Source organism: Chelativorans sp. M5D2P16 (assembly GCF_034427935.1).
Taxonomy (GTDB): Bacteria; Pseudomonadota; Alphaproteobacteria; order Rhizobiales; family Rhizobiaceae; genus Chelativorans.
This window is the reverse complement of sequence record NZ_JAXQNM010000012.1, coordinates 80,717-99,886: the sequence shown is the minus strand read 5'-3', so window position 1 is coordinate 99,886 and position 19,170 is coordinate 80,717. Positions and strand designations below refer to the sequence as shown.

The window sequence follows — 19,170 nt, the reverse complement described above, 5'->3', positions numbered from 1 at the left end:
GTCCGTGTCCTGAGGTGACTGGGGCGCCGGCGGCCCGAACAAACCGGCGCGAAAAGCGCATGCGCGCCCGCTTTTGTCAAGGCGGAGCCGGCCTCCCACGCATGGCATGCCGGCATACGCCTTATGACACCTTTCTTCACATTTCGCCCGCCAGCGCCTAATAAGGGGGCATGGAACTCATCAAGACCCGCCATGAGCTGGAACAGGCTGTCGCCGAGCTCGAAAAATCCGATTTCGTCACGATCGATACGGAGTTCATCCGGGAGACCACCTTCTGGCCGGAACTCTGCCTGATCCAGATGGCCTCGCCGACCACCACCGCCCTCGTCGATCCGCTGGCCGACGGCATGGATCTCGCGCCCTTCTTCCGAATGATGGGCAATGAGGCCGTCACCAAGGTGTTTCATGCGGCCAGGCAGGACATCGAGATCATCTATCACGGTGGCGGGCTGATCCCGCACCCCATCTTCGACACGCAGGTGGCGGCGATGGTGTGCGGCTTCGGCGACAGCGTCTCCTATGACCAGCTCGTCTACCGCATCACCGGCACGCGCATCGACAAGACCTCGCGCTTCACCGACTGGCGGCGGCGACCGCTTTCGGACAAGCAGCTCGAATACGCGCTGGCCGACGTCACTCACCTCATTCCCGTGTTCGAGCACCTAAAGGAGGAGCTCGTCCGCGAAGGCCGTGCGCACTGGCTGAAGGAGGAGATGGACGTTCTGACGGCGCGCGAGACCTACGACCCGCATCCGGATGACGCCTGGAAACGGCTGAAGCTGCGCGTGCGCAAGCCGTTGGAGCTCGCCGTCATGCAGCACGTGGCGGCATGGCGCGAGCGCGAGGCGCGCGAGCGGAACGTCCCGCGCGGACGCGTGCTCAAGGACGACGCCATTTACGAGATCGCCCAGCAGCAGCCAAGCGACGCCGTCGCGCTCGGGCGGCTGAGAAGTACGCCGAGGGGCTGGGAGCGCTCCGCTTCCGCCGCGGGCCTCATCGAGACCGTGAATGCCGCCCTTTCATTGCCCAAGGCCGAACTGCCGAGACTGCCCAAGCCCCAGCATGCGCCGGACGGCGCGGCGGCAGCGGCCGAGCTCATCAAGGTCCTGCTCAAGCTGGTGGCGGAGAAGGAAGGCGTCGCCGCCAAGATGCTCGCCTCCGGCGACGATATCGATCGGCTGGCCGCCGAAGGCGAAAACGCCAACGTGCCCGCGCTCGCCGGCTGGCGGCGCGAGGTGTTCGGCGAGGAAGCCCTGAAGCTGTTGCGCGGCGAAACCGCCCTGCGCTTCGCCAACCGGCGCATCGAGACATTCACGCCGCCAAGCGAGGTGGCACGCGCGGCAGAGTAGGATCCTGCTTCCCCGACGGCGGGCGGGACAGATGAAGGCCGTGAGAGTGGCGGTGATCCGCAACATCTCCACCCCGCGTGGTCCCGGAAAGCACAAGGCGTGACCGGCACCCATTCCGTGACCTTCCCTGCGTTCCGGGGCGGAGCCCGAACGGCCTGCAATCCGGCGCTATTCGGCAGCCACGTCGAGCACCAGTTCGCGCCCCGCCACCCGCGCGAGGTGCGCCATGCGCCCATGCGGCCGCTCACCCATCAGGGCGGCGTGCGAGCGCGGCAGGAGCAGCGCCAGCGTGCCGTCGGCGCGCTTTTCCCATTTCAGTTGCGGGATGATGCCGGGCATGGATGCTGTCAGCAGGTAGACCACGCGCAAGAGGCCGCCGAGCAACCGCGCGCGCTCCACATAGTGCGGTCCGGCGAGCGCCCGCATCTCCGGCGACAGCGCATCGTCGAAAAGGCCCTCGTGCCGAAAGAGATTGGCAAGGGCGATAAAGGCGCGGCCGGGATGGTCGATGCCGCTGAAGGAGCCGTGGGAAATGATGTTGAGCGACTGGGTGCCGCGATACTCGGGATGCGCGCGCCAGCCGATATCGGCAAGCAGGCAGGCGGCGCGGCGATAACGCGCGTCGTCCTCGCTCTCCTCGATACCGAGCGCGGCGAAGGCCGTCCCCGTCCACTCCGCCAATTCGCGCGCGTGGGTGATTGAGCGCGAGCGCAGCAGCGCCAGTTCCTCGGCTGCGGACAAAAGCGGATCGGTGCGGCGTTCCTCCTCCTTCAGAAGCGAATAGAGGTAGCCCTCGCGCACGCCCGTGGCGGAGATGACGATTTTCGACGGTCGGGCCACGCGCATGAGTTCAAGAAGCACCGTCGCGCCATAGGGCAGCAATGCCCGGCGGTTCTTCGAGATGCGCTGGATGCCCCTCATCTTGCCGGTTTCGCCGGCCGCGACGCGCTTGAGAAACCCGGAATCCGCCTGGGGATCGAGCTCGTAGTGATGCATTACTGGCAGCGCATACCGGTTCGTGTACATGTGCAGGCGGGCGAGATTTCGCCATGTACCGCCGACACAGTAGAAGGTGCGTCCTGCTCCGTGCTCCAGCCAGGGCGCGCGGGAGAGCTCGGTCGCGGCGATCCCCGCCGCCTCGTTGAGCGAGGATCCGGCCATCTGGCGCAGCCGCAAGCCTCCGAGCGGCAGGGTGATGCCCTCCCCGAGGGTCTCGCCCTCGAGATCGACCAGCTCCAGGCTACCACCACCGAGATCGCCGACAATTCCATTGGGCTTGTGAAAGCCCGATATGATGCCGAAAGCCGAATAGCCCGCCTCCTCACGTCCCGAAAGGACGCGAATCTTCGTTCCGAGGATGTCCTCGGCGCGGCGTATGAAGTCCGGCCCGTTGGTGGCCTCGCGCGCAGCCGCGGTGGCCAGCACGTGCAGCGACTGCGCACCGGCCTGTTCCGAAAGCGCCCGGAAACGGCGGAACTCCTCGACCGCGCGGCTCACGCCATCGGGGTCGAGCTCTCCCGTCGTAACGATCGAGCGTCCGAGACCGGCCAGCATCTTTTCGTTAAACAGCACGGTGGGCGCGCGGGCGATGCCCTCGTAGATTACGAGGCGAATCGAATTGGATCCGATATCGATGACCGATACGGGCCGCCGGTCCTGCAACCGGCCTTGGGAGGCGGTGATCGGCACGGCTTACTCGCCGGCTGCGACCTTCTTGCGCCGCTTGAAGGCAGCGATCCTCCTCGGCGCATGAGACTTCAAGGCGTTGCCGCGCCCGGACAGGCTGGGGTTGGTCATGAAATATTCCTGAGCGTTGAAGGCTTCCTCTCCGTCCTCGGGCAATATGCGCCGCGAGGTTCCGTCAGGCAATACTTCGAAGCTCTGCTGGTTGTCCATAATATTTCCCAGCATGATCTGCCCAAGCACCTGCTCGTGAACGGTCGGGTTGGTGATGGGCACCATGGCCTCGACGCGCCGGTCGAGATTACGCGGCATGAGATCCGCGGAGGAGACATAGACGATCGCCTCGTCGGAGGGCAGCCCGTGTCCGTTGCCAAAACAGAAGATCCGGCTGTGCTCCAGAAACCGGCCGATAATCGATTTCACGCGTATGTTCTCCGAAAGGCCCGGCACCTGCGGCCGCAGACAGCAGATGCCGCGCACCACGAGGTCGATCTCCACGCCGGCGCGGCTGGCCTCGTAGAGCGCGTCGATGATCTTTGGATCGACCAGGGAGTTCATCTTCATCCAGATCTGCGCCGGCCGGCCGGCCCTGGCATGGTCCATCTCCTCGCCGATATGCTTCAGGATACGGCTGCGCAGCGTGAAAGGTGAGACGGCAAGCTTCATGTCCACGTCCGGCTCGGCATAGCCGGTGATGAAGTTGAACACCTTCGCCACGTCGTGCGCGATGACCGGATCGACCGTGAAGTAGGACAGGTCCGTGTAGATGCGTGCGGTGATCGGGTGATAGTTGCCGGTGCCCAGATGCACATAGTTGCGCAGGCGCCCGTCCTCGCGCCGTACCACGAGCGACATCTTGGCGTGTGTCTTCAATTCGATAAAGCCGAACACCACTTGCACGCCGGCCCGTTCCAGGTCGCGCGCCCAGCGGATATTGGCCTCCTCGTCGAAACGCGCCTTGAGCTCCACCAGCGCGGTCACCGTCTTGCCGGCCTCCGCCGCGTCGACGAGCGCGCGCACGATCGGGCTGTCGTTCGACGTGCGGTAGAGTGTCTGCTTGATGGCGACCACCTCCGGGTCGCGTGCCGCCTGGCGCAGGAACTGCACCACCACGTCGAAGCTCTCATAGGGATGGTGGACGACGATGTCCTTCTCGCGGATGGCCGCGAAGCAGTCGCCACCATGCTCGCGGATGCGCTCTGGGAAACGCGGATTGTAGGGCGCAAACTTCAGCTCATCGCGCGGCAGCTTGACGATTTCGGAAATCTGGCTGATCGCCAGCGGCCCGTCCAGAACGCTCACGCGCGCCGCCGGAACACCGAGCTCGCTCGCCACGAACTCGCGCAGGCTTTCGGGCATCGAGCTTTCGAACTCGATGCGGATAACAGAGCCGCGGCGCCGGCGCTTCAAGGCACTTTCGAACAGGCGCACGAGGTCCTCGGCCTCCTCCTCCACCTCGATGTCGCTGTCGCGGATGATGCGGAATGTGCCCGAGCCGTTGACCTTGTAACCGGGAAAGAGCTTGCCGATGAACATCTCGACGATGTCCTCGAGCGGAATGAAGCGTACGCTCCTGCGTCGCTCCGGCAACGCCACGAAACGATCGAGCGCGACCGGCAGGCGCAAGAGCGCCGTCATGGTCTCGCCATTGCCGAGATGCTGGAGATCGAGCGCGATCGAAAAGCCCAGATTGGGAATGAAGGGGAACGGATGCGCCGGGTCGATCGAAAGCGGCGTCAGCACCGGGTAGATGGCTTCGAGGAAATGCTCCTCCACCCATTTCCTGTCCTCGCGCGTCAGCGCGTCCGGGCGAATGATCTCGATGTTTCCCTTCTTGAGAAGGTCCAAGAGGGCGATCAAGCTGGCATGCTGCTCCATCTGGAGGCGGCTGACCTCCCGCAACACGTGTTCGAGCTGCTCCTGCGGGGTTCGCCCGTCAGCGCTGCGGGTGGCGATTCCCTCGCGCACCTGGCCGGCAAGCCCGGCCACCCGCACCATGAAGAACTCGTCCAGATTATCCGCGGAGATGGAGAGAAAGCGCACGCGCTCCAGAAGCGGGTGATTGGTGTTCTGCGATTCCTCCAGCACACGCCGGTTGAATTGGAGCCAGGAGAACTCCCGATTGACAAAACGGTCCGGGCTGGATTTGGCGATCTCGTCGACCGTTCCCGGCGCTGTCGGAAATTCGTTCTTGACCGGTTTCAGTTCATTCATGAGTCACTCGTTCACGCTCGTCTCTTCGGTGACGGCCCGCCCCTGATGACGGTATCTGACAGGATTTTACGACAGTTTCATATCACACGCTTTCCGGAGCGCCATTTCGGATTTCGCTTGGTATCACCCGAGCCATCCGCCTGTGAACTAGTCGGGCATCTCAACGCGAATTTTGATTGCCGCGTACCAGACCGCGACATTGGCTATGTCTTCATCGGTAAGGTCTTTTGCCACCACGTTCATCATCTCGCTTTTGCGCGTGCCCGAGCGAAAAGCCTTGAGCTGTGTCTGGAGATAGATCGCGCTTTCACCGGCCAGATGCGGGGCGACCGGTATCTGCGCGATTCCGTCGAGCCCGTGGCAGGTGCGGCACTGCGACGACGCGATCCGCCGTCCTGCCTCCAGATCGGCACCGGCGGCCGGAACTGCAGCGCCTGCCGTGAGAAAGGCGCAACACAATAGTTTCGGGATGTCCGTCATTTCACCGTCCGTTCGAAGAGGCCTGCCGCCCTTGGCGGCAGGCGCGGTTACCGCTGCTTCACTCTCCATATGCAATCCGGTAGAGCGCACCCGTCAGATCGTCGGAGACGATGATGGAACCGTCGCGCAACTGCGCCACGTCGACGGGGCGACCAAGATATTCCCCGTTTTCGTTCAACCAGCCCTCCGCGAAGACCTCCGTATCTCCCGCCGATCCGTCCTCATTGATCGCAGTGAACATGACGCGGGCACCGATCGGCGTCGTGCGGTTCCAGGAACCATGCTGGGCGGAGAAGATGCCGCCGCGATATTTGTCCGGGAACTGCTCTCCCGTATAGAAGACCATGCCGAGATCGGCCGCATGCGCGACCGTTTCCACCGCCGGCATCACCACGTCGACCGGCACTTCCTGGTCCTTGTATTCGACGGTGCGCACGGAGCCGCCGCCATACCAGGGGAAGCCGAAATGCTGGCCGGCTTCCGTCTGGCGATTGATCTCGCCGGGCGGAATATCGTCGCCCATGCCGTCCACCTGGTTATCGGTGAACCAAAGCTCGCCATTGGCCGGATTGAAGTCGTGTCCGACGGAGTTGCGCACGCCGTAGGTGTAGACCTCGCGCCCGGTGCCGTCCTGGTTCATCCGTATGATGCCGCCGATGCCCGTCCGCTCGTAAAGGTCCAGCTTTTCCGGTGGCGGCACGTTGAAGGGCTGGCCGAGCGAGATGTAGAGCTTGCCGTCCGGTCCGATGCGGCAGACACGAGCGGTATGGTTGTAGCTTTCCTCGTCCGGCGGAATGAGTTCACCCTGCTTCACCACCTCGAAGGCGGCGACGTCGGGGCTTTCGTAAAAGAACTCGGCGGCCGGATAGGAAATGACGCGGTTCTGCTCGGCGATGTAAAGGACGCCGTCGGGCGAAAAGCACGGACCGTTGGGGATCGTCATGGCGAGCGGCGGCGCGAAATCCTTGACCTCGTCGGCGACGCGATCCTTGTCGCGGTCCGTCACCGACCAGACCTTGGTCTTGCGCGTGCCGACGAACGTCACCACGCCCTGCGGCCCGACGGCCATATGCCGGGCGTCCGGGACGATAGCATAGAGGCTGATAGTGAATCCTTGCGGCAGGCTGATCTGCTCCAGCGTCCGCTTTATAGCCTCGGCTTTCGGTCCACTTTGCTCGATCTCGGTAAACTCGGTCGTGCCCGTCGTCTTGAAAGACCCCAGCTTCTCGAGATTGCTTGGCTGGGGTTGCGCAGATGACAGCATGGTCGTTCCGGCGAGAATCGCCAGAGACCCCAGAAACGTCCTATTCATTGCTTCCTCCCAAAAGCGTTTTTTCCCGGGTAGCAGATATAATGTCCGCCCAAATTTGCGTGATGACAATGGCAACCGCGACTTTGCCGGCGTGCGAACGGGTTAAGACGGTGTGTGAGCGGAAATGAATGGATCGCCAAGCGTGATCGTTTGCGGCAAACTGCTGCCGAGGCTTCCCGGCCGTCGCTTCGGCGAAAGACGGCCGCCAGGCACTACCGTGAGGCTTGGGGGCTTGCAATCACGTCGTATTTACGCCAAACGCAGCGCAAACAGCCACGCGCGGGAGAGGAAGAGATGGCGGGTCACGCAACACCCCACTTCCACAACACGGACGGCCACCGGTCGATCGAGATCGGTGTCAAGGAGTTCATGTGCGTGGGTGCCTATCCGCCGAACGATCACCCGCATGTCTTTCTCGACATGGGTGACGACGAAGAGCGGATCTGCCCCTATTGCTCAACGCTTTATCGCTACAATGCGCAGCTGAAGAGCGACGAGACCGTCCCCGAAGGATGTCGCTTCCGCGAGGAGGCGGTCTAGAGGCCTCGGTGAGCGACTGCGCTGTCGCCGTTGCAGGCGCGGGCATCGCCGGCCTGACCGCCGCCTTGAGCTTCGCCGCCAAGGGCTTTTCCGTCACTGTCATCGAAAAGGCCGCGCATCTCGACGAGATCGGCGCCGGCCTTCAGCTTTCCCCCAACGCAACGCGCGTTCTCGACCGGCTCGGCGTTCTCGATCGCCTGTCGGGAAATGCCGTAGAGCCGCGCGGCATCGTCCTGCGGGACGCCGCAAGCCTGGCCTCCCTCGCCTGCATACCGCTCGATGCGGCGGAGAAGCGCTGGGGCGCGCCCTACCTCGTCGCGCACCGGGCGGATCTGCAACGGGTGCTTCTGGAGCGCGTCCGCGAGAAAGAGAACATCACCCTGGAAACCGGGGTTGCCGTACGTGGCGCCACGTTCGGGAGAACCGGTGTGACGGTCGAGCTTGACCGCTCACCGGTGGAGCGCCGCCTCGCCGCCGGGCTGCTGGTCGCCGCGGACGGCGTCTGGTCCGCGCTGCGGCCGCTGGCAAACGCGAACCGGAGCCGCTTCACCGGCCACATCGCTTTCCGCGCGGTCATGTCCCGAAGATCCGCCGGCCTCGACCATCTCACGCAGCCCGACACGGTAACGGCCTTCCTGGCACCCGATTTCCACGTCGTCGCCTATCCCCTGCGCGGCGGGGAAGAGATAAACCTGGTGGCGGTGACGAAAGGCGGGGAAATTCGGCCGGACTGGTCGAATGACGCCGATACGGCACATCTGGCGAGGGCCACCGCCCGCGCCGCCCCTGCTCTTTCCCATCTCATCGAAAACACACAAGCCTGGTCGGCCTGGCCCATTCACGCGGTGGAAGGCGACGGACCCTGGACACATCCCGGCGGGCTGGCGCTGATCGGTGATGCCGCGCACGCGCTCACGCCCCACGCGGCGCAAGGCGCAGCCATGGCGATCGAGGATGCCGCGCTCCTTGCCGAACTCGCCGCCCACGCGTCCGACACGGAAACGCTGCTCGGAACATTCGAGCGCCTGCGGCGGCCCCGCATCCGGCGGGTCGCCCGGCGCGGTGCCTTCAACCGCTTCGTCTGGCATGCCGGCGGCCCGGTTGCGCTCGCCCGCAATCTGGCACTGCGCCTGCGCAGCCCGGAACGCCTCGCGGCGGATATGGACTGGCTCTACGGGTACGACGTGAAGACCGAACGATGATCCGACCGCCACCCGGGCGGCGCCGAACACCCTTGTCAATGCAGGATCTGTGACAGGAAGAGCTTCGTGCGTTCGTGTTGCGGGTTGTCGAAGAATTCGGCCGGCGTGTTCTGCTCGACGATCTGTCCCTGATCCATGAAAATCACGCGATTGGCGACCTGGCGGGCGAAGCCCATCTCGTGGGTAACGCAGATCATGGTCATGCCCTCCTCGGCCAGGTCCACCATGGTGTCGAGCACCTCCTTGATCATCTCCGGATCGAGCGCGGAGGTGGGCTCGTCGAACAGCATGATACGCGGGTTCATGCACAACGCCCGGGCGATCGCCACGCGCTGCTGCTGGCCGCCGGAAAGCTGGCCGGGATATTTGTTCGCCTGTTCGGGGATGCGCACCCGCTCCAGGTAATGCATGGCCACCTGCTCGGCCTCGCGCTTGGGCATCTTGCGCACCCAGATGGGCGCCAGCGTGCAGTTCTCCAGGATGGTCAGGTGCGGAAAGAGGTTGAAGTGCTGGAACACCATGCCGACTTCGCGGCGCACCTCGTCGATCTTCTTCAGATCGTTCGTCAGTTCGATCCCGTCGACGATGATCTTGCCCTTCTGGTGGTCCTCGAGCCGGTTGATGCAACGGATCATGGTGGACTTGCCGGAGCCCGAAGGGCCGCACACGACGATGCGCTCGCCGCCCATGACCTTCAGGTCGATGTCGCGCAGCACGTGGAAATCGCCAAACCATTTGTTCATGCCGACAATCTCGATCGCCACGTCGGTGTCCGAGATCTGCATGCGGCCGCGCCCGGCCTCGCTTTCGGTTGCCTTTGCGTTCTGGGTAGCCATCGCCGTGTTTCCCTGATGGGCCTTGCGGCCGGTTATCATTCGTGGCCGGTATGGAGTCGGCGCTCGGTGTAGATGGAATAGCGCGACATGCCGAAACAGAAGAGCCAGTAGATGAATGCGGCAAAGACGAGTCCCGATGCCGCCGTCGTCGGCGTAATCCAGTTCGGATCCGAAAAGCCGCGCCGCACCGTGCCGAGCAGATCCGCCAGGCCGATAATGTAGACCAGGCTCGTGTCCTTGAAGAGACCGATGAAGGTGTTGACGATCCCCGGTATGACCATCTTGAGCGCCTGCGGCATGACAACGAGACGCATCATCTGCCAGTAGCCGAGCCCAAGCGCCTGCGCCCCCTCGTACTGCCCCTTCGGGATCGCCTGCAGTCCGCCGCGAACCACCTCGGCCATATAGGCGGCGGAGAAGAGCGCGACGCCGATCAGGGCGCGTAGGAGCTGGTTGAAAGTGACCCCCTCCGGCAGCAAGAGCGGGATCATGAAGGCCGACATGAACAGAACCGTGATCAGCGGCACGCCGCGCCAGAACTCGATGAAGATGATGGAGAAGAGGCGTACCGCCGGCAGGTGCGAACGCCGGCCGAGAGCCAGAAGAATGCCGAGCGGCAGTGACGCGGCGATGCCGGTGAGTGCTACGACCAGCGTCAGCATCAGGCCGCCCCACAGATTGGTGGGCACCCGGCGCAGGCCGAAATCGCCGGCCAGGAGCACAATGATTACGGCCACGAAGAGCGGCGCTGCGAGCACGCTCAACAGCACTCCCTTACGCCCCTCGCCCTTTCCGGCGAGCGCCGCCGCCACGCTGACGCCGATCGAGGCCAGCGCGGCCAGGAAGGCCAGCACCGACAGGAGCGAGAAGCGGAAGGCCATGAGATCGACACGCCCGCTGGAGACGGCGTTGGCGAGGACCAGGATCAGGACAGAAGCGCCGGCAAGCCAGCTCGCCATACGCAACAGGCGTGGCGGAGCGGACAGATTGCCCGCCGCCAGGGCCGCGGCGACGAAGGCAGCGAGCGCGAAGAGGAAAGCGATCCAGCCGCCGGCAATCCTGATATTCCCACCCGTCAGGAGCATCAGAGCGAGGAAGGGAAAGGCGACAATCAGCAGAAACGCGTTCAGACGCTTGAACGGCACGCTCGGTATGGCCATCGGCAGGGCCAATGCGACCAACAGGAACAGGACCAGATCGACCCGCCATCGCTCCGCCATGGGATAAAGCCCGTAGAAGAACTGGCCGAACTTGGCACGCACGAATGCCCAGCATGCACCCACGGCCTCGCCTTCGCCGGCCAGGCAGGCCTCCCGGTCGGTGCCGGTGAACACGGCCGACAGAAGGGCCCATTGCAGCAGGTTCCAGGCCGCCCAGAGGCTGAAGAGCCCGAGCACGACCGTCAGGAGCGTATCGACGGGCGTAGCGAAGAAATTCTTGCGCAGCACTCCCCCGACGCCGACCTCGCTCGGTGGCGCGGGAAGCGGTTGCTTCTGTTCGCGCGCGACATAGGCTGCGACCTGTTCTTCCACGTCGACCTCCTATCGCTCGATCAGCGCCATGCGGGCGTTGAACCAGTTCATGAAGCTCGCCACGCCGACGCTGAGACCGAGATAGACGACCATCCAAATGGCCACCACCTCGACGGACTGGCCGGTCTGGTTGAGCACCGTCGAGCCCACCGCAACCAGTTCGGGATAGCCGACGGCCAATCCCAGCGACGTGTTCTTGGTCAGGTTCAGGTACTGGCTGGTCAGCGGCGGTATGATGACTCGGAAAGCCTGCGGCACGACCACCAGGCGCAACGTCTGGCCGCGCGTCAGGCCGAGTGCCGATGCCGCCTCTGTCTGCCCGCCCGCGACCGACAGGATGCCGGCGCGGACGATCTCGGCAATGAAGGAGGCCGTGTAGAACGACAGCGCCAGGAACAACGCCAGAAACTCCGGCTGGACGTGCCACCCGCCGACGAGATTGAAGCGCGTCGCCTCCGGCACCTCGAAGGTGACGGGGAAGCCTGACAGGGCGAAGACGACGAGGGGCAGTCCGACGATCATGGCCACGGAGGGCCAGAAGGTCGGGCGAATTTCGCCAGTCTGCAGCTGCCGTCTCTTGTTCGCGCGCGCCAGCACGACGGCGCCGGCGACGCCGAGCCCGAAGGCGATCAGCGCCACGAGTGCGATCGGTTCGAAGACCGCCGCCGGTGTCTGAAGGCCGCGGTTGGAGAGATAGGCACCAAGCGGCAGTTCCAGCGCCTCGCGCGGTCCCGGCAGGATCGCCAGCACCCCGAAATACCAGAACAGGATGACGAGAAGCGGTGGAATATTGCGGAAGGTCTCGACATAGATCGTGCTCAGCCCGCGTACGAGATAGTTGCGGGACAGGCGAGCGATGCCGATGATGAAACCGATGATCGTCGCCAGGGCGATGCCCGAAGCGGCGACGATCACCGTGTTGGTGGCGCCTACCAGCAGCGCGCGGCCATAGGTCGAATTGGCCGTATAGTCGATCGGCACCTGACCGATGTCGAAGCCGGCGCGCGAGGAAAGAAACCCGAACCCGCCGGCGATGTTGGCCTGGGTGAGGTTGCGCACGGTGTTGTTAACGAGCCAGGCTGCGAACGCCAGGATGGCGATGATCATCACGATCTGGATGATCAGGCCGCGTATGCGTGGATCGCGCATCAGCGACACACGCCCATGCGTAGCGTAGGTATGGGTATCAGCCGTCATCTGATCCGCCATGAGCAACGGCGGCGACCGCGCCCACGGCGGTCGTCTCGCCTTGCATGCTTAAGAGGGAGCCGCGCGCAGCGCGCGGCTCCCGCTCATTCGATCAGCGGATCGGGGGCGCGTATTGCAGACCGCCCTTGGTCCACAGCGCGTTGATGCCGCGCTGGATCTTGAGCGGCGTGTCCGGGCCGATATTGCGGTCGAAGATCTCGCCGTAATTGCCGACCGCCTCGATGACGTTCACCATCCAGTCGTTGCTCAAGCCGATATCCTCGCCGAAGGACCCGTCGAGCCCCAGGAGCCGGCGGATATTCGGATCGTCGGTTTCCAGCATCTCTTCGACATTATCCTGGGTAACGCCGAGCTCCTCGGCATTCAGCAGCCCGAAGTGAACCCATTTGACGATGTCGAACCACTGCTCGTCGCCCTGGCGGACCACCGGACCGAGCGGCTCCTTCGAGATAATCTCCGGAAGCACCACGTGCTCGTCCGGGTTGGCCATCTCGAGACGGCTGGCGTAAAGCCCGGAAGCGTCCGTGGTCAGCACGTCGCAGCGACCCTGGTCATAGGCCGCATTCACGTCCGATTGCGATTCGATGACCACCGGGCTGAGTTCCATGTTGTTGGCCCGGAAATAGTCGGTGAGGTTCAACTCGGTCGTCGTGCCGCTCTGCACGCATACCGTGGCGCCGGAAAGCTGCAGCGCGGATGTCACGTTCAGGTCCTTGCGGACCATGAAACCCTGGCCGTCATAGTAGTTCACGCCGGCGAAGTTGAGGCCGAGCGCGGTGTCGCGGTTCATCGTCCAGGTGGTGTTGCGCGCCAGGAGGTCGACCTCGTTGTTCTGGAGCGCCGGGAAGCGCTGCACCGCCGACAGCGGCGTATATTCGACCTTGCTCGCATCGCCGTCGAAGACCGCTGCCGCCACCGCCTTGCAATAGTCGACGTCGAGACCCTGCCATTCGCCCTGGTCGTTCTGCGACGCGAATCCAGGCAGGCCGGTGTTCACTCCGCAACGCAGATGACCGGCGCTCTTCACATCGTCTAGCGTGGCTCCAAAGGCCGGGAACACCACGAAAGCAGCGACGGCCGAGCCAAGCAGTGCCTTGATGAAATGATTCATGATTTTGACCCTTTATTCTGACGTACAGGGTTCATTCCCCAGATAATGTGCGGAAGCTGGCGCAGGCCGAATGCGGGTGACGCATCCACGCTTCCTCTCCCAAGCACTCCTGCATCGAATGCCATAATTCAGCGTGGGTCAAGTGCGAATGACGCAACCGCGCACCCCCTGTCGCGCGGGTTGTGAAGCCCGTGCGAAGACGATATGCGGATCACGAACGCCGAAGCGGGCAAGACGGAAGGGATCGGCATGGGAACCGACGAGCGAAAGAGCGGAACGAACACCAGACTTGCCCATATCGGCAATGATCCGGGCGACTTCTTCGGCTTCGTGAACCCTCCGGTGGTGCACGCCTCCACCGTGCTGTTTCCCGATGCCGAAACCATGGCCACGCGCAATCAGAAATACACCTACGGCACGCGCGGCACCCCGACAACGGAAGCGCTGTGTCAGGCGATCGACGAACTGGAAGGCTCGGCCGGAACGATCGCCGTCCCCTCGGGGCTTGCGGCGGTCTGCGTGCCGCTCCTGGCCTTCCTGTCGGCCGGCGATCACGTACTCATCGTCGATTCGGTCTACTACCCGACGCGGAACTTCGCCGAGCGCATGCTCAGGCGGCTTGGCGTGGAAGTCGAGTATTACGATCCCCATGTCGGCGCAAGGATCACCGACCTCATGAAGCCGAACACAAAGGTCGTCTTCACCGAGTCGCCGGGCTCCAACACCTTCGAGATGCAGGACATCCCGGCCATCGCCGAGGCCGCGCACGGCGGGGGCGCCATCGTCATGATGGACAACACCTGGGCCACGCCGGTCTTCTTCCGGCCACTGGATCACGGTGTCGATCTCTCCATCAACGCGGCGACGAAGTACCCCGCCGGCCACTCAGACTTGCTGCTGGGCACCGTCTCGGCGAACGAGGCCTGCTGGAAGCAGCTTCACGACACCTTCATTGCGCTCGGCGTCTGCCCGGCGCCGGACGACGTCTACCAGGTGCTGCGCGGGCTGCGCAGCATGGGCGTGCGGCTCGCCCGCCATCAGGAAAGCGCGTTCGCGATCGCCCGCTGGCTGGAAGGCCGCCAGGAGGTCGCGCAGGTGCTGCATCCCGGCCTCGAGTCGCACCCGGGCCACGCCATCTGGAAGCGTGACTTTTCCGGTGCCAGCGGCGTCTTCTCCTTCGTGCTCGCCAAGGGCGGCAAGCGCGAGGCGCACGCCTTCCTCGACGCCTTGAAGATCTTCGGGCTCGGCTACTCATGGGGCGGCTTCGAAAGCCTCGCCGTCCACGTTTCCCTCGAAGACCGCACCATCGCCAAGGGCTCCTACCCCGGACCGGTCATCCGGCTGCAGATCGGTCTTGAGGATGTGGAGGATTTGCAGGCTGACCTGGAAACGGGCTTCGAAGGACTCCGGGCGCTATAGGCCTTGACTCACGGTCGTCAAGAGACCGCACAGCCGCAGGTGCACGATGGCACCCCGCCTCGAGAACAAAAGCTGCCCCACGTCTCCAGAATGAAATGTAACCCATGTCTCCGGGCCGTACATCGGACATCTGGCGACCCCGGCAGGACTCGAACCTGCGACCATCGGCTTAGAAGGCCGGTGCTCTATCCAGCTGAGCTACGGGGCCGGTGCGGACGGCGCGTCAGTGCGTCCACGGAATTTTCCGGTCATACCGGAAATTCTCGGCATAGGAAACCTGACGCCGCTTGGGTGCCTTCGCCTCCTCCAGGCGGAAGGGAATGCCGTTCTTCTGCGCATAGGCCACCGCCTCCTCCTTGGTGGGGAAGTTCAGGCGCACCTGCCGCTTGGCGTCGGAGGAACTGGTGTAGCCCATCAGCGGGTCGATCTTGAGCGGCGATTCCGGCTCGAACTCGAGCACCCAATGACCGGTCTTGGCGGTGCCGGACTGCATGGCCGTCCTCGAAGGGCTGTAAATGCGCGCTGACACGTCTTGATCCCTTGTTGTCCCCGGCGCCGCCCGGCGCCGCTGGAAACCTGTCTTCTGGTCGGAGCGGCAGGATTCGAACCTGCGACCCTCTGCTCCCAAAGCAGATGCGCTACCAGGCTGCGCTACGCTCCGAAACGGGGAAATCCCTATATTCACGAAGGTTGCGGCGCAAGGAAGAAATCAAAGCTCTCCATTATATATGGAACAAACAGCGTCCAATGGTGCGAGTTGGAGCAGAAAGTCCCACGGATTTTCCCACTGTTGTTCGCATTTTGTACGCGCACTGGCTTTGCCGCTTAACTCTACCAGCCAGGACGCTACCCTCGTGGCAAACCACCGGCGCCAAGCTCGCCAGAAACGGGCTGAGTTGCGCGTCAGCGCAATGCGGTGACAACCGGAGCGCCGTATGCAACATTGACTTTGCTATAGCGTCCCTGTCGTCAAGGAATTGCGATGAAGTCGAATGCTATGTGGCTTGCCGCGCTGATCGCAAGCGGAAGCCTGCCGGCGATTGCGCACGGAAGTGAGTTGGCTGACCACGAAGTGAACGTCCAAGAAATCATAGCCGCACTTGAAGCTAATGATATGAGTGCGAACGAGATTCGTACGATTGAATCCTATGTTCGTCTTGATATCGTGGACCTGAGCGCCTTCAAGTCAAGTGACGAGTATCAAGCACTCGAACATGCCCTGGGCAGAACCGATGACGGTTGGGCGATGGTGCAGACCGCGATCGTAAGCAATGACTCAATCATGCAGGAACTCAAACGCCGCGCGGTCGAGATAGAGCGCGTGGTTGCAGCGACTATGGACGACCAAGGGGTAGTCACAATTTACATTCGCTGATGCTGAGACCGGAAACCAAGTTCCCCTCACAGTCCGGTGGCAAGTGGAAAGTCGGCTTTCGGGGAGCATCTCGCCAAAGCAGAAATTCAGGTGAAATCAGGCTGCCGTCATCCTGAGCCGGTCCAAGGACAGCCAAGCCCTTCGGCCGCCACGCGCCTTGTCCGCGCCACGGGCAGCCTCCGCTACGCCCAGCGCCTCCTCGGCACGGACCTCGCCACCACGACGCGCCATGCCCAGCAGCGCGCCACGAAAACTCCCACGTTGACGGGGATGGCAAGTCTAAGTGGCGGAATGCAAGAAGAAAAAGGCCTAAGCACCGCCGTTCCCAAAGCAGATGCGCTACCAGGCTGCGCTACGCTCCGAAACGGGAAAATCCAGTGACATGGAATCGGAGCAGAAAAGCGAACTGCCGTCGGGAATGTACCGCTTCCCCATTTCGCTCTCCTGATATCCGACACGAATGCCTTGCCCAGGCGAAGAAAACGAAGAAGCGACATCGGGCTCCCCCTTTGCGCGCAATGCAGTGTCATAATCAGGCAGGGGTTGATTGACAGGTTCGTGCTTTACCGCCCTATGTCTGGTGCGTTGCTCATGGATGGATAGCTTTGGGATTGTTCGAGGCCAAATGGGTACGGAGGCTTGAGGGGGTGGCGCGGTGCCTCAGCGCGGTCGTCATCTTCATAGGATGTTCGATTGCGCACGGTTATGCATTGCACGATTTTCACCACGATGCCGACGGACACCACGCCCACGGCGCGGCTTCGGAAGTGAATGACCACGATCACTCCGCAGCATCGCACGATCATCATCATCACGGTGCGCAGCAAGCTGGTCATGATCACGCACCTGAAGAGCTCGACTGTCATGTGAATATTGGCATTCTGCCCGACAGTCAGATTGCCGCCAGCCGAGTGGCGGCGGATACGGATCCAGCCTGTCCGCAATCCGGCAGGTCGCAGCAGCGGCTACCGATCACGCCCCCTCCGAAACAGCCGGTCTGAGAACGTCTTGGATGACCGCCGTCGGCGGTCATGAGCTGTTTTGAAGGGACCAAAACATGAACAAAAATCCTGATGAAGATCTCATCTCTGATGAGGACCTCGTTTCGGAGGCCACTTCTCTTGTCACGCAAGCTGTTCTGACCGAGCTGCTTGCCCGCCTTGCACGGATCGATTCGCAACTCCAAACGGCCACGTCGCAGAGTTTGCAGGCGGCAGCCGCGGGTCTGAAGATCGTGGCCGGCGAACGGGACGATGCGTACGAAAAGCGCATTTTCGCCAAGGCAGCCTCGATCGTCGAAGACATGCACGTCGCGGCCCTCGGCACGATCAACAAAGAGCAAGAGCGCACACGTCACTGACGTGTGCGCAGACCGACCGCGCCAACCCTGGTCAGCGATCCATTCCGATTGCTGACGGAGTGCGGTCGGTCGCCTCCGAACACGTCTTTAGAGATCACGGGAACTTCACATGACTTCTGCGGCAACACCGCTTGTCGTTCTTCTGCTGGCGTTCGGCACCGAAGAGCCAGCACTTGAATGCGGCCAAATCACTGGCATTGTCTTTGAGGATGTCAATCGCAACGGCGTCCGCGATTCCGGAGAGAGAGGCCTGGCAGGGACGCGGATCCTGACCGGCGACGGAAAAACGACCACCACGGACAAGCACGGGCGCTACCACATAGCGTGTGCGAGCGTTCCACACCCTCACCACGTGTCCGATATCCTCGTCAATCTGGATTTGCAAACGCTTCCGGACGGGTACCGGACAACGACGGAAAACCCGCGTCTGGTGCGCCTTATGGGGCGTTACGTGAGTCACGCCGACTTCGGCGCCGCGGAACTCCGCCTGGTAAAGATCGACCTTGCAGATGCCGACTTTCTTCCCAGGCAGTTGCGCTTGAAAGCGCAATCCCTGGCGCAAGTGGAGGAGGTCATGAACCTGCTACGGGAGGAACCCTCGCGTCTGGAGATAATCTATCGCGGCAGGGCCACCGAACTCAGGCGAGCCCGGCTCGACCGTTTTGCAGACCTGATCGAACGCCGCTGGAGGAACGATGGAGGTGATTACAGCCTTGACATCCACCGGTTCGTGATCGCAAACGACTGAGTGCAATCGACTGCAGCGCCAACAAAATGTCCCGCCGGCATGCGCCGGCGAGACAGGTTCAGTTGCCGTTAGAACCGCGCATCGACCGCACGGACCTGTGTCGATGCCGACTTGTCGGCGACGACCGTCAACTGCGTGTTACTGGTTCGTTCCGCCTCCTTGCTGACGCAGGATATCGGAAATCGACGAATCGGGGGCGTTTTCGCACGCAGTCATCACGCTCTCGATCGGAATTTCGAAGTATCCGACGGCCGCGAACTGCTGGGCGCCGCCAGTGGAGCCGGTGGTGCCGCTCGTGGTTCCCGCCGTCGTCGTCGTGTCGGTATCAGTCATGGTGTCGGTGCCGGTGTCATCGGCGGCCATGGTGTCGCTTTCCATATCGGCGGAGGCGCCACCGCTCGTATCCGTACCGGACGTGCTGGCCGTCGTATCCGTGTCCGTGCCCATATTGGGGCTGGTGCGGGTCGCGGCCGTGGTGTCGCTCTCTTCCATATCCGTGGCGGCGTCACTGCCGGTATCGGCGCCGGCCATCGTGTCCGTGGACGTGTCCGTGCCGGTGGAAGCCGTGGTGCCGGCGCCGGCTTCCTTCTGACCAGCCTCGTGCCCGGCCAGGAAATAGAGCACCCGCTGGGCCTCGCTGGCATCCAGCGCCACGATCTGGGCGCAGCTGACGTCACTGGCCATCTGCTGGCTTCCAGATGTGCCGGTTCCGCTGTCTTGCGCAATTGCCAGGCTGCTGCCTGCCAGCAGTGCCAGGGCGCCTGCAGAAGTCTTGAGAATGTTTTTCATGGATGTGTCTC

17 protein-coding genes and 2 tRNA genes are annotated in these 19,170 nt (G+C 63.1%); 7 read left to right on the top strand and 12 right to left on the bottom strand.

The features are described 5' to 3' along the window. Window positions 1-170 precede the first annotated feature (170 nt). Window positions 171-1,349, top strand: a complete 1,179-nt coding sequence (gene rnd, locus SIN08_RS06235; protein WP_322450718.1) for a ribonuclease D — start codon at window positions 171-173, stop codon at window positions 1,347-1,349. A 168-nt stretch (window positions 1,350-1,517) separates the two neighbouring features. Here rnd and SIN08_RS06230 read toward each other — a convergent pair whose 3' ends face one another. The 4 genes from SIN08_RS06230 to SIN08_RS06215 all read right to left on the bottom strand — a co-directional run bounded on the left by SIN08_RS06230 (window position 1,518) and on the right by SIN08_RS06215 (window position 7,038). Next, entirely contained in the window at window positions 1,518-3,038 is a 1,521-nt protein-coding gene (locus tag SIN08_RS06230) for a Ppx/GppA phosphatase family protein (protein WP_322450717.1), read from the bottom strand. 3 nt (window positions 3,039-3,041) lie between these two features. Next, the gene (locus tag SIN08_RS06225; protein ID WP_322450716.1) at window positions 3,042-5,246 is read right to left on the bottom strand and encodes an RNA degradosome polyphosphate kinase; all 2,205 of its coding nucleotides are present in this window, start codon (window positions 5,244-5,246) and stop codon (window positions 3,042-3,044) included. A gap of 147 nt (window positions 5,247-5,393) precedes the next feature. Beyond that, entirely contained in the window at window positions 5,394-5,726 is a 333-nt protein-coding gene (locus SIN08_RS06220; RefSeq protein WP_322450715.1) for a cytochrome c, read from the bottom strand. Between the two features lie 58 nt (window positions 5,727-5,784). Next, a complete protein-coding gene (locus SIN08_RS06215; protein ID WP_322450714.1) occupies window positions 5,785-7,038 on the bottom strand; it encodes a PQQ-dependent sugar dehydrogenase in 1,254 nt (417 codons plus the stop codon). Between the two features lie 294 nt (window positions 7,039-7,332). On the opposite strand from SIN08_RS06215, the gene SIN08_RS06210 reads away from it, so the two are divergent. Further along, the gene (locus tag SIN08_RS06210) at window positions 7,333-7,578 is read left to right on the top strand and encodes a zinc-finger domain-containing protein (protein ID WP_322450713.1); all 246 of its coding nucleotides are present in this window, start codon (window positions 7,333-7,335) and stop codon (window positions 7,576-7,578) included. 8 nt (window positions 7,579-7,586) lie between these two features. After that, window positions 7,587-8,780, top strand: a complete 1,194-nt coding sequence (locus SIN08_RS06205) for an FAD-dependent monooxygenase (RefSeq protein ID WP_322450712.1) — start codon at window positions 7,587-7,589, stop codon at window positions 8,778-8,780. 35 nt (window positions 8,781-8,815) lie between these two features. On the opposite strand, the gene SIN08_RS06200 is transcribed toward SIN08_RS06205, so the two are convergent. The 4 genes from SIN08_RS06200 to SIN08_RS06185 all read right to left on the bottom strand — a co-directional run bounded on the left by SIN08_RS06200 (window position 8,816) and on the right by SIN08_RS06185 (window position 13,471). After that, window positions 8,816-9,616, bottom strand: coding sequence for an amino acid ABC transporter ATP-binding protein (locus SIN08_RS06200; protein ID WP_322450711.1), 801 nt, complete (start codon window positions 9,614-9,616; stop codon window positions 8,816-8,818). 35 nt (window positions 9,617-9,651) lie between these two features. Continuing rightward, window positions 9,652-11,148 (bottom strand): amino acid ABC transporter permease, encoded by a 1,497-nt coding sequence (locus tag SIN08_RS06195; protein ID WP_322450710.1) that lies wholly within the window; start codon window positions 11,146-11,148, stop codon window positions 9,652-9,654. 9 nt (window positions 11,149-11,157) lie between these two features. After that, window positions 11,158-12,345, bottom strand: a complete 1,188-nt coding sequence (locus SIN08_RS06190) for an amino acid ABC transporter permease (protein ID WP_322450709.1) — start codon at window positions 12,343-12,345, stop codon at window positions 11,158-11,160. Window positions 12,346-12,448: 103 nt separating this feature from the next. Then, complete coding sequence (locus SIN08_RS06185) at window positions 12,449-13,471, bottom strand: amino acid ABC transporter substrate-binding protein (protein ID WP_416208026.1); 1,023 nt, start codon at window positions 13,469-13,471, stop codon at window positions 12,449-12,451. 246 nt (window positions 13,472-13,717) lie between these two features. Between SIN08_RS06185 and SIN08_RS06180 the strand changes: the two genes are divergently transcribed. Next, window positions 13,718-14,887: a cystathionine beta-lyase gene (locus SIN08_RS06180; protein ID WP_322450897.1), complete on the top strand. Its 1,170-nt coding sequence runs from the start codon at window positions 13,718-13,720 to the stop codon at window positions 14,885-14,887. A gap of 131 nt (window positions 14,888-15,018) precedes the next feature. On the opposite strand, the gene SIN08_RS06175 is transcribed toward SIN08_RS06180, so the two are convergent. The 3 genes from SIN08_RS06175 to SIN08_RS06165 form a co-directional block, all read right to left on the bottom strand. Next, window positions 15,019-15,095 (bottom strand) — tRNA-Arg (locus tag SIN08_RS06175). Between the two features lie 15 nt (window positions 15,096-15,110). After that, window positions 15,111-15,416: an ETC complex I subunit gene (locus tag SIN08_RS06170; RefSeq protein WP_322450707.1), complete on the bottom strand. Its 306-nt coding sequence runs from the start codon at window positions 15,414-15,416 to the stop codon at window positions 15,111-15,113. A 55-nt stretch (window positions 15,417-15,471) separates the two neighbouring features. Next, a tRNA-Pro gene (locus SIN08_RS06165) sits at window positions 15,472-15,548 on the bottom strand. Window positions 15,549-15,869: 321 nt separating this feature from the next. On the opposite strand from SIN08_RS06165, the gene SIN08_RS06160 reads away from it, so the two are divergent. The 3 genes from SIN08_RS06160 (at window position 15,870) to SIN08_RS06150 (ending at window position 18,370) form a co-directional block, all read left to right on the top strand. Further along, entirely contained in the window at window positions 15,870-16,262 is a 393-nt protein-coding gene (locus SIN08_RS06160; RefSeq protein WP_322450706.1) for a hypothetical protein, read from the top strand. A gap of 1,057 nt (window positions 16,263-17,319) precedes the next feature. After that, window positions 17,320-17,622: a hypothetical protein gene (locus SIN08_RS06155; RefSeq protein ID WP_322450705.1), complete on the top strand. Its 303-nt coding sequence runs from the start codon at window positions 17,320-17,322 to the stop codon at window positions 17,620-17,622. A 109-nt stretch (window positions 17,623-17,731) separates the two neighbouring features. After that, window positions 17,732-18,370, top strand: a complete 639-nt coding sequence (locus SIN08_RS06150) for an SdrD B-like domain-containing protein (RefSeq protein ID WP_322450704.1) — start codon at window positions 17,732-17,734, stop codon at window positions 18,368-18,370. A 138-nt stretch (window positions 18,371-18,508) separates the two neighbouring features. Here the strand turns inward: SIN08_RS06150 and SIN08_RS06145 are convergent, their stop codons facing one another. After that, window positions 18,509-19,159 carry an HdeA/HdeB family chaperone gene (locus tag SIN08_RS06145; protein ID WP_322450703.1) on the bottom strand — a complete coding sequence of 217 codons (651 nt, stop codon included), beginning with the start codon at window positions 19,157-19,159 and terminating at the stop codon, window positions 18,509-18,511. Window positions 19,160-19,170 lie beyond the last annotated feature (11 nt).

Excerpts from the sequence above, each read along its gene's own strand:
- SIN08_RS06150 (WP_322450704.1), top strand. The coding sequence starts at position 17,732 with ATGACTTCTGCGGCAACACCGCTTGTCGTTCTTCTGCTGGCGTTCGGC.
- SIN08_RS06200 (WP_322450711.1), bottom strand. The coding sequence starts at position 9,616 with ATGGCTACCCAGAACGCAAAGGCAACCGAAAGCGAGGCCGGGCGCGGC.
- SIN08_RS06225 (WP_322450716.1), bottom strand. The coding sequence starts at position 5,246 with ATGAATGAACTGAAACCGGTCAAGAACGAATTTCCGACAGCGCCGGGA.
- SIN08_RS06180 (WP_322450897.1), top strand. The coding sequence starts at position 13,718 with ATGGGAACCGACGAGCGAAAGAGCGGAACGAACACCAGACTTGCCCAT.
- SIN08_RS06220 (WP_322450715.1), bottom strand. The coding sequence starts at position 5,726 with ATGACGGACATCCCGAAACTATTGTGTTGCGCCTTTCTCACGGCAGGC.
- rnd (WP_322450718.1), top strand. The coding sequence starts at position 171 with ATGGAACTCATCAAGACCCGCCATGAGCTGGAACAGGCTGTCGCCGAG.
- SIN08_RS06155 (WP_322450705.1), top strand. The coding sequence starts at position 17,320 with ATGAACAAAAATCCTGATGAAGATCTCATCTCTGATGAGGACCTCGTT.
- SIN08_RS06190 (WP_322450709.1), bottom strand. The coding sequence starts at position 12,345 with ATGACGGCTGATACCCATACCTACGCTACGCATGGGCGTGTGTCGCTG.
- SIN08_RS06210 (WP_322450713.1), top strand. The coding sequence starts at position 7,333 with ATGGCGGGTCACGCAACACCCCACTTCCACAACACGGACGGCCACCGG.
- SIN08_RS06215 (WP_322450714.1), bottom strand. The coding sequence starts at position 7,038 with ATGAATAGGACGTTTCTGGGGTCTCTGGCGATTCTCGCCGGAACGACC.
- SIN08_RS06145 (WP_322450703.1), bottom strand. The coding sequence starts at position 19,159 with ATGAAAAACATTCTCAAGACTTCTGCAGGCGCCCTGGCACTGCTGGCA.
- SIN08_RS06160 (WP_322450706.1), top strand. The coding sequence starts at position 15,870 with ATGAAGTCGAATGCTATGTGGCTTGCCGCGCTGATCGCAAGCGGAAGC.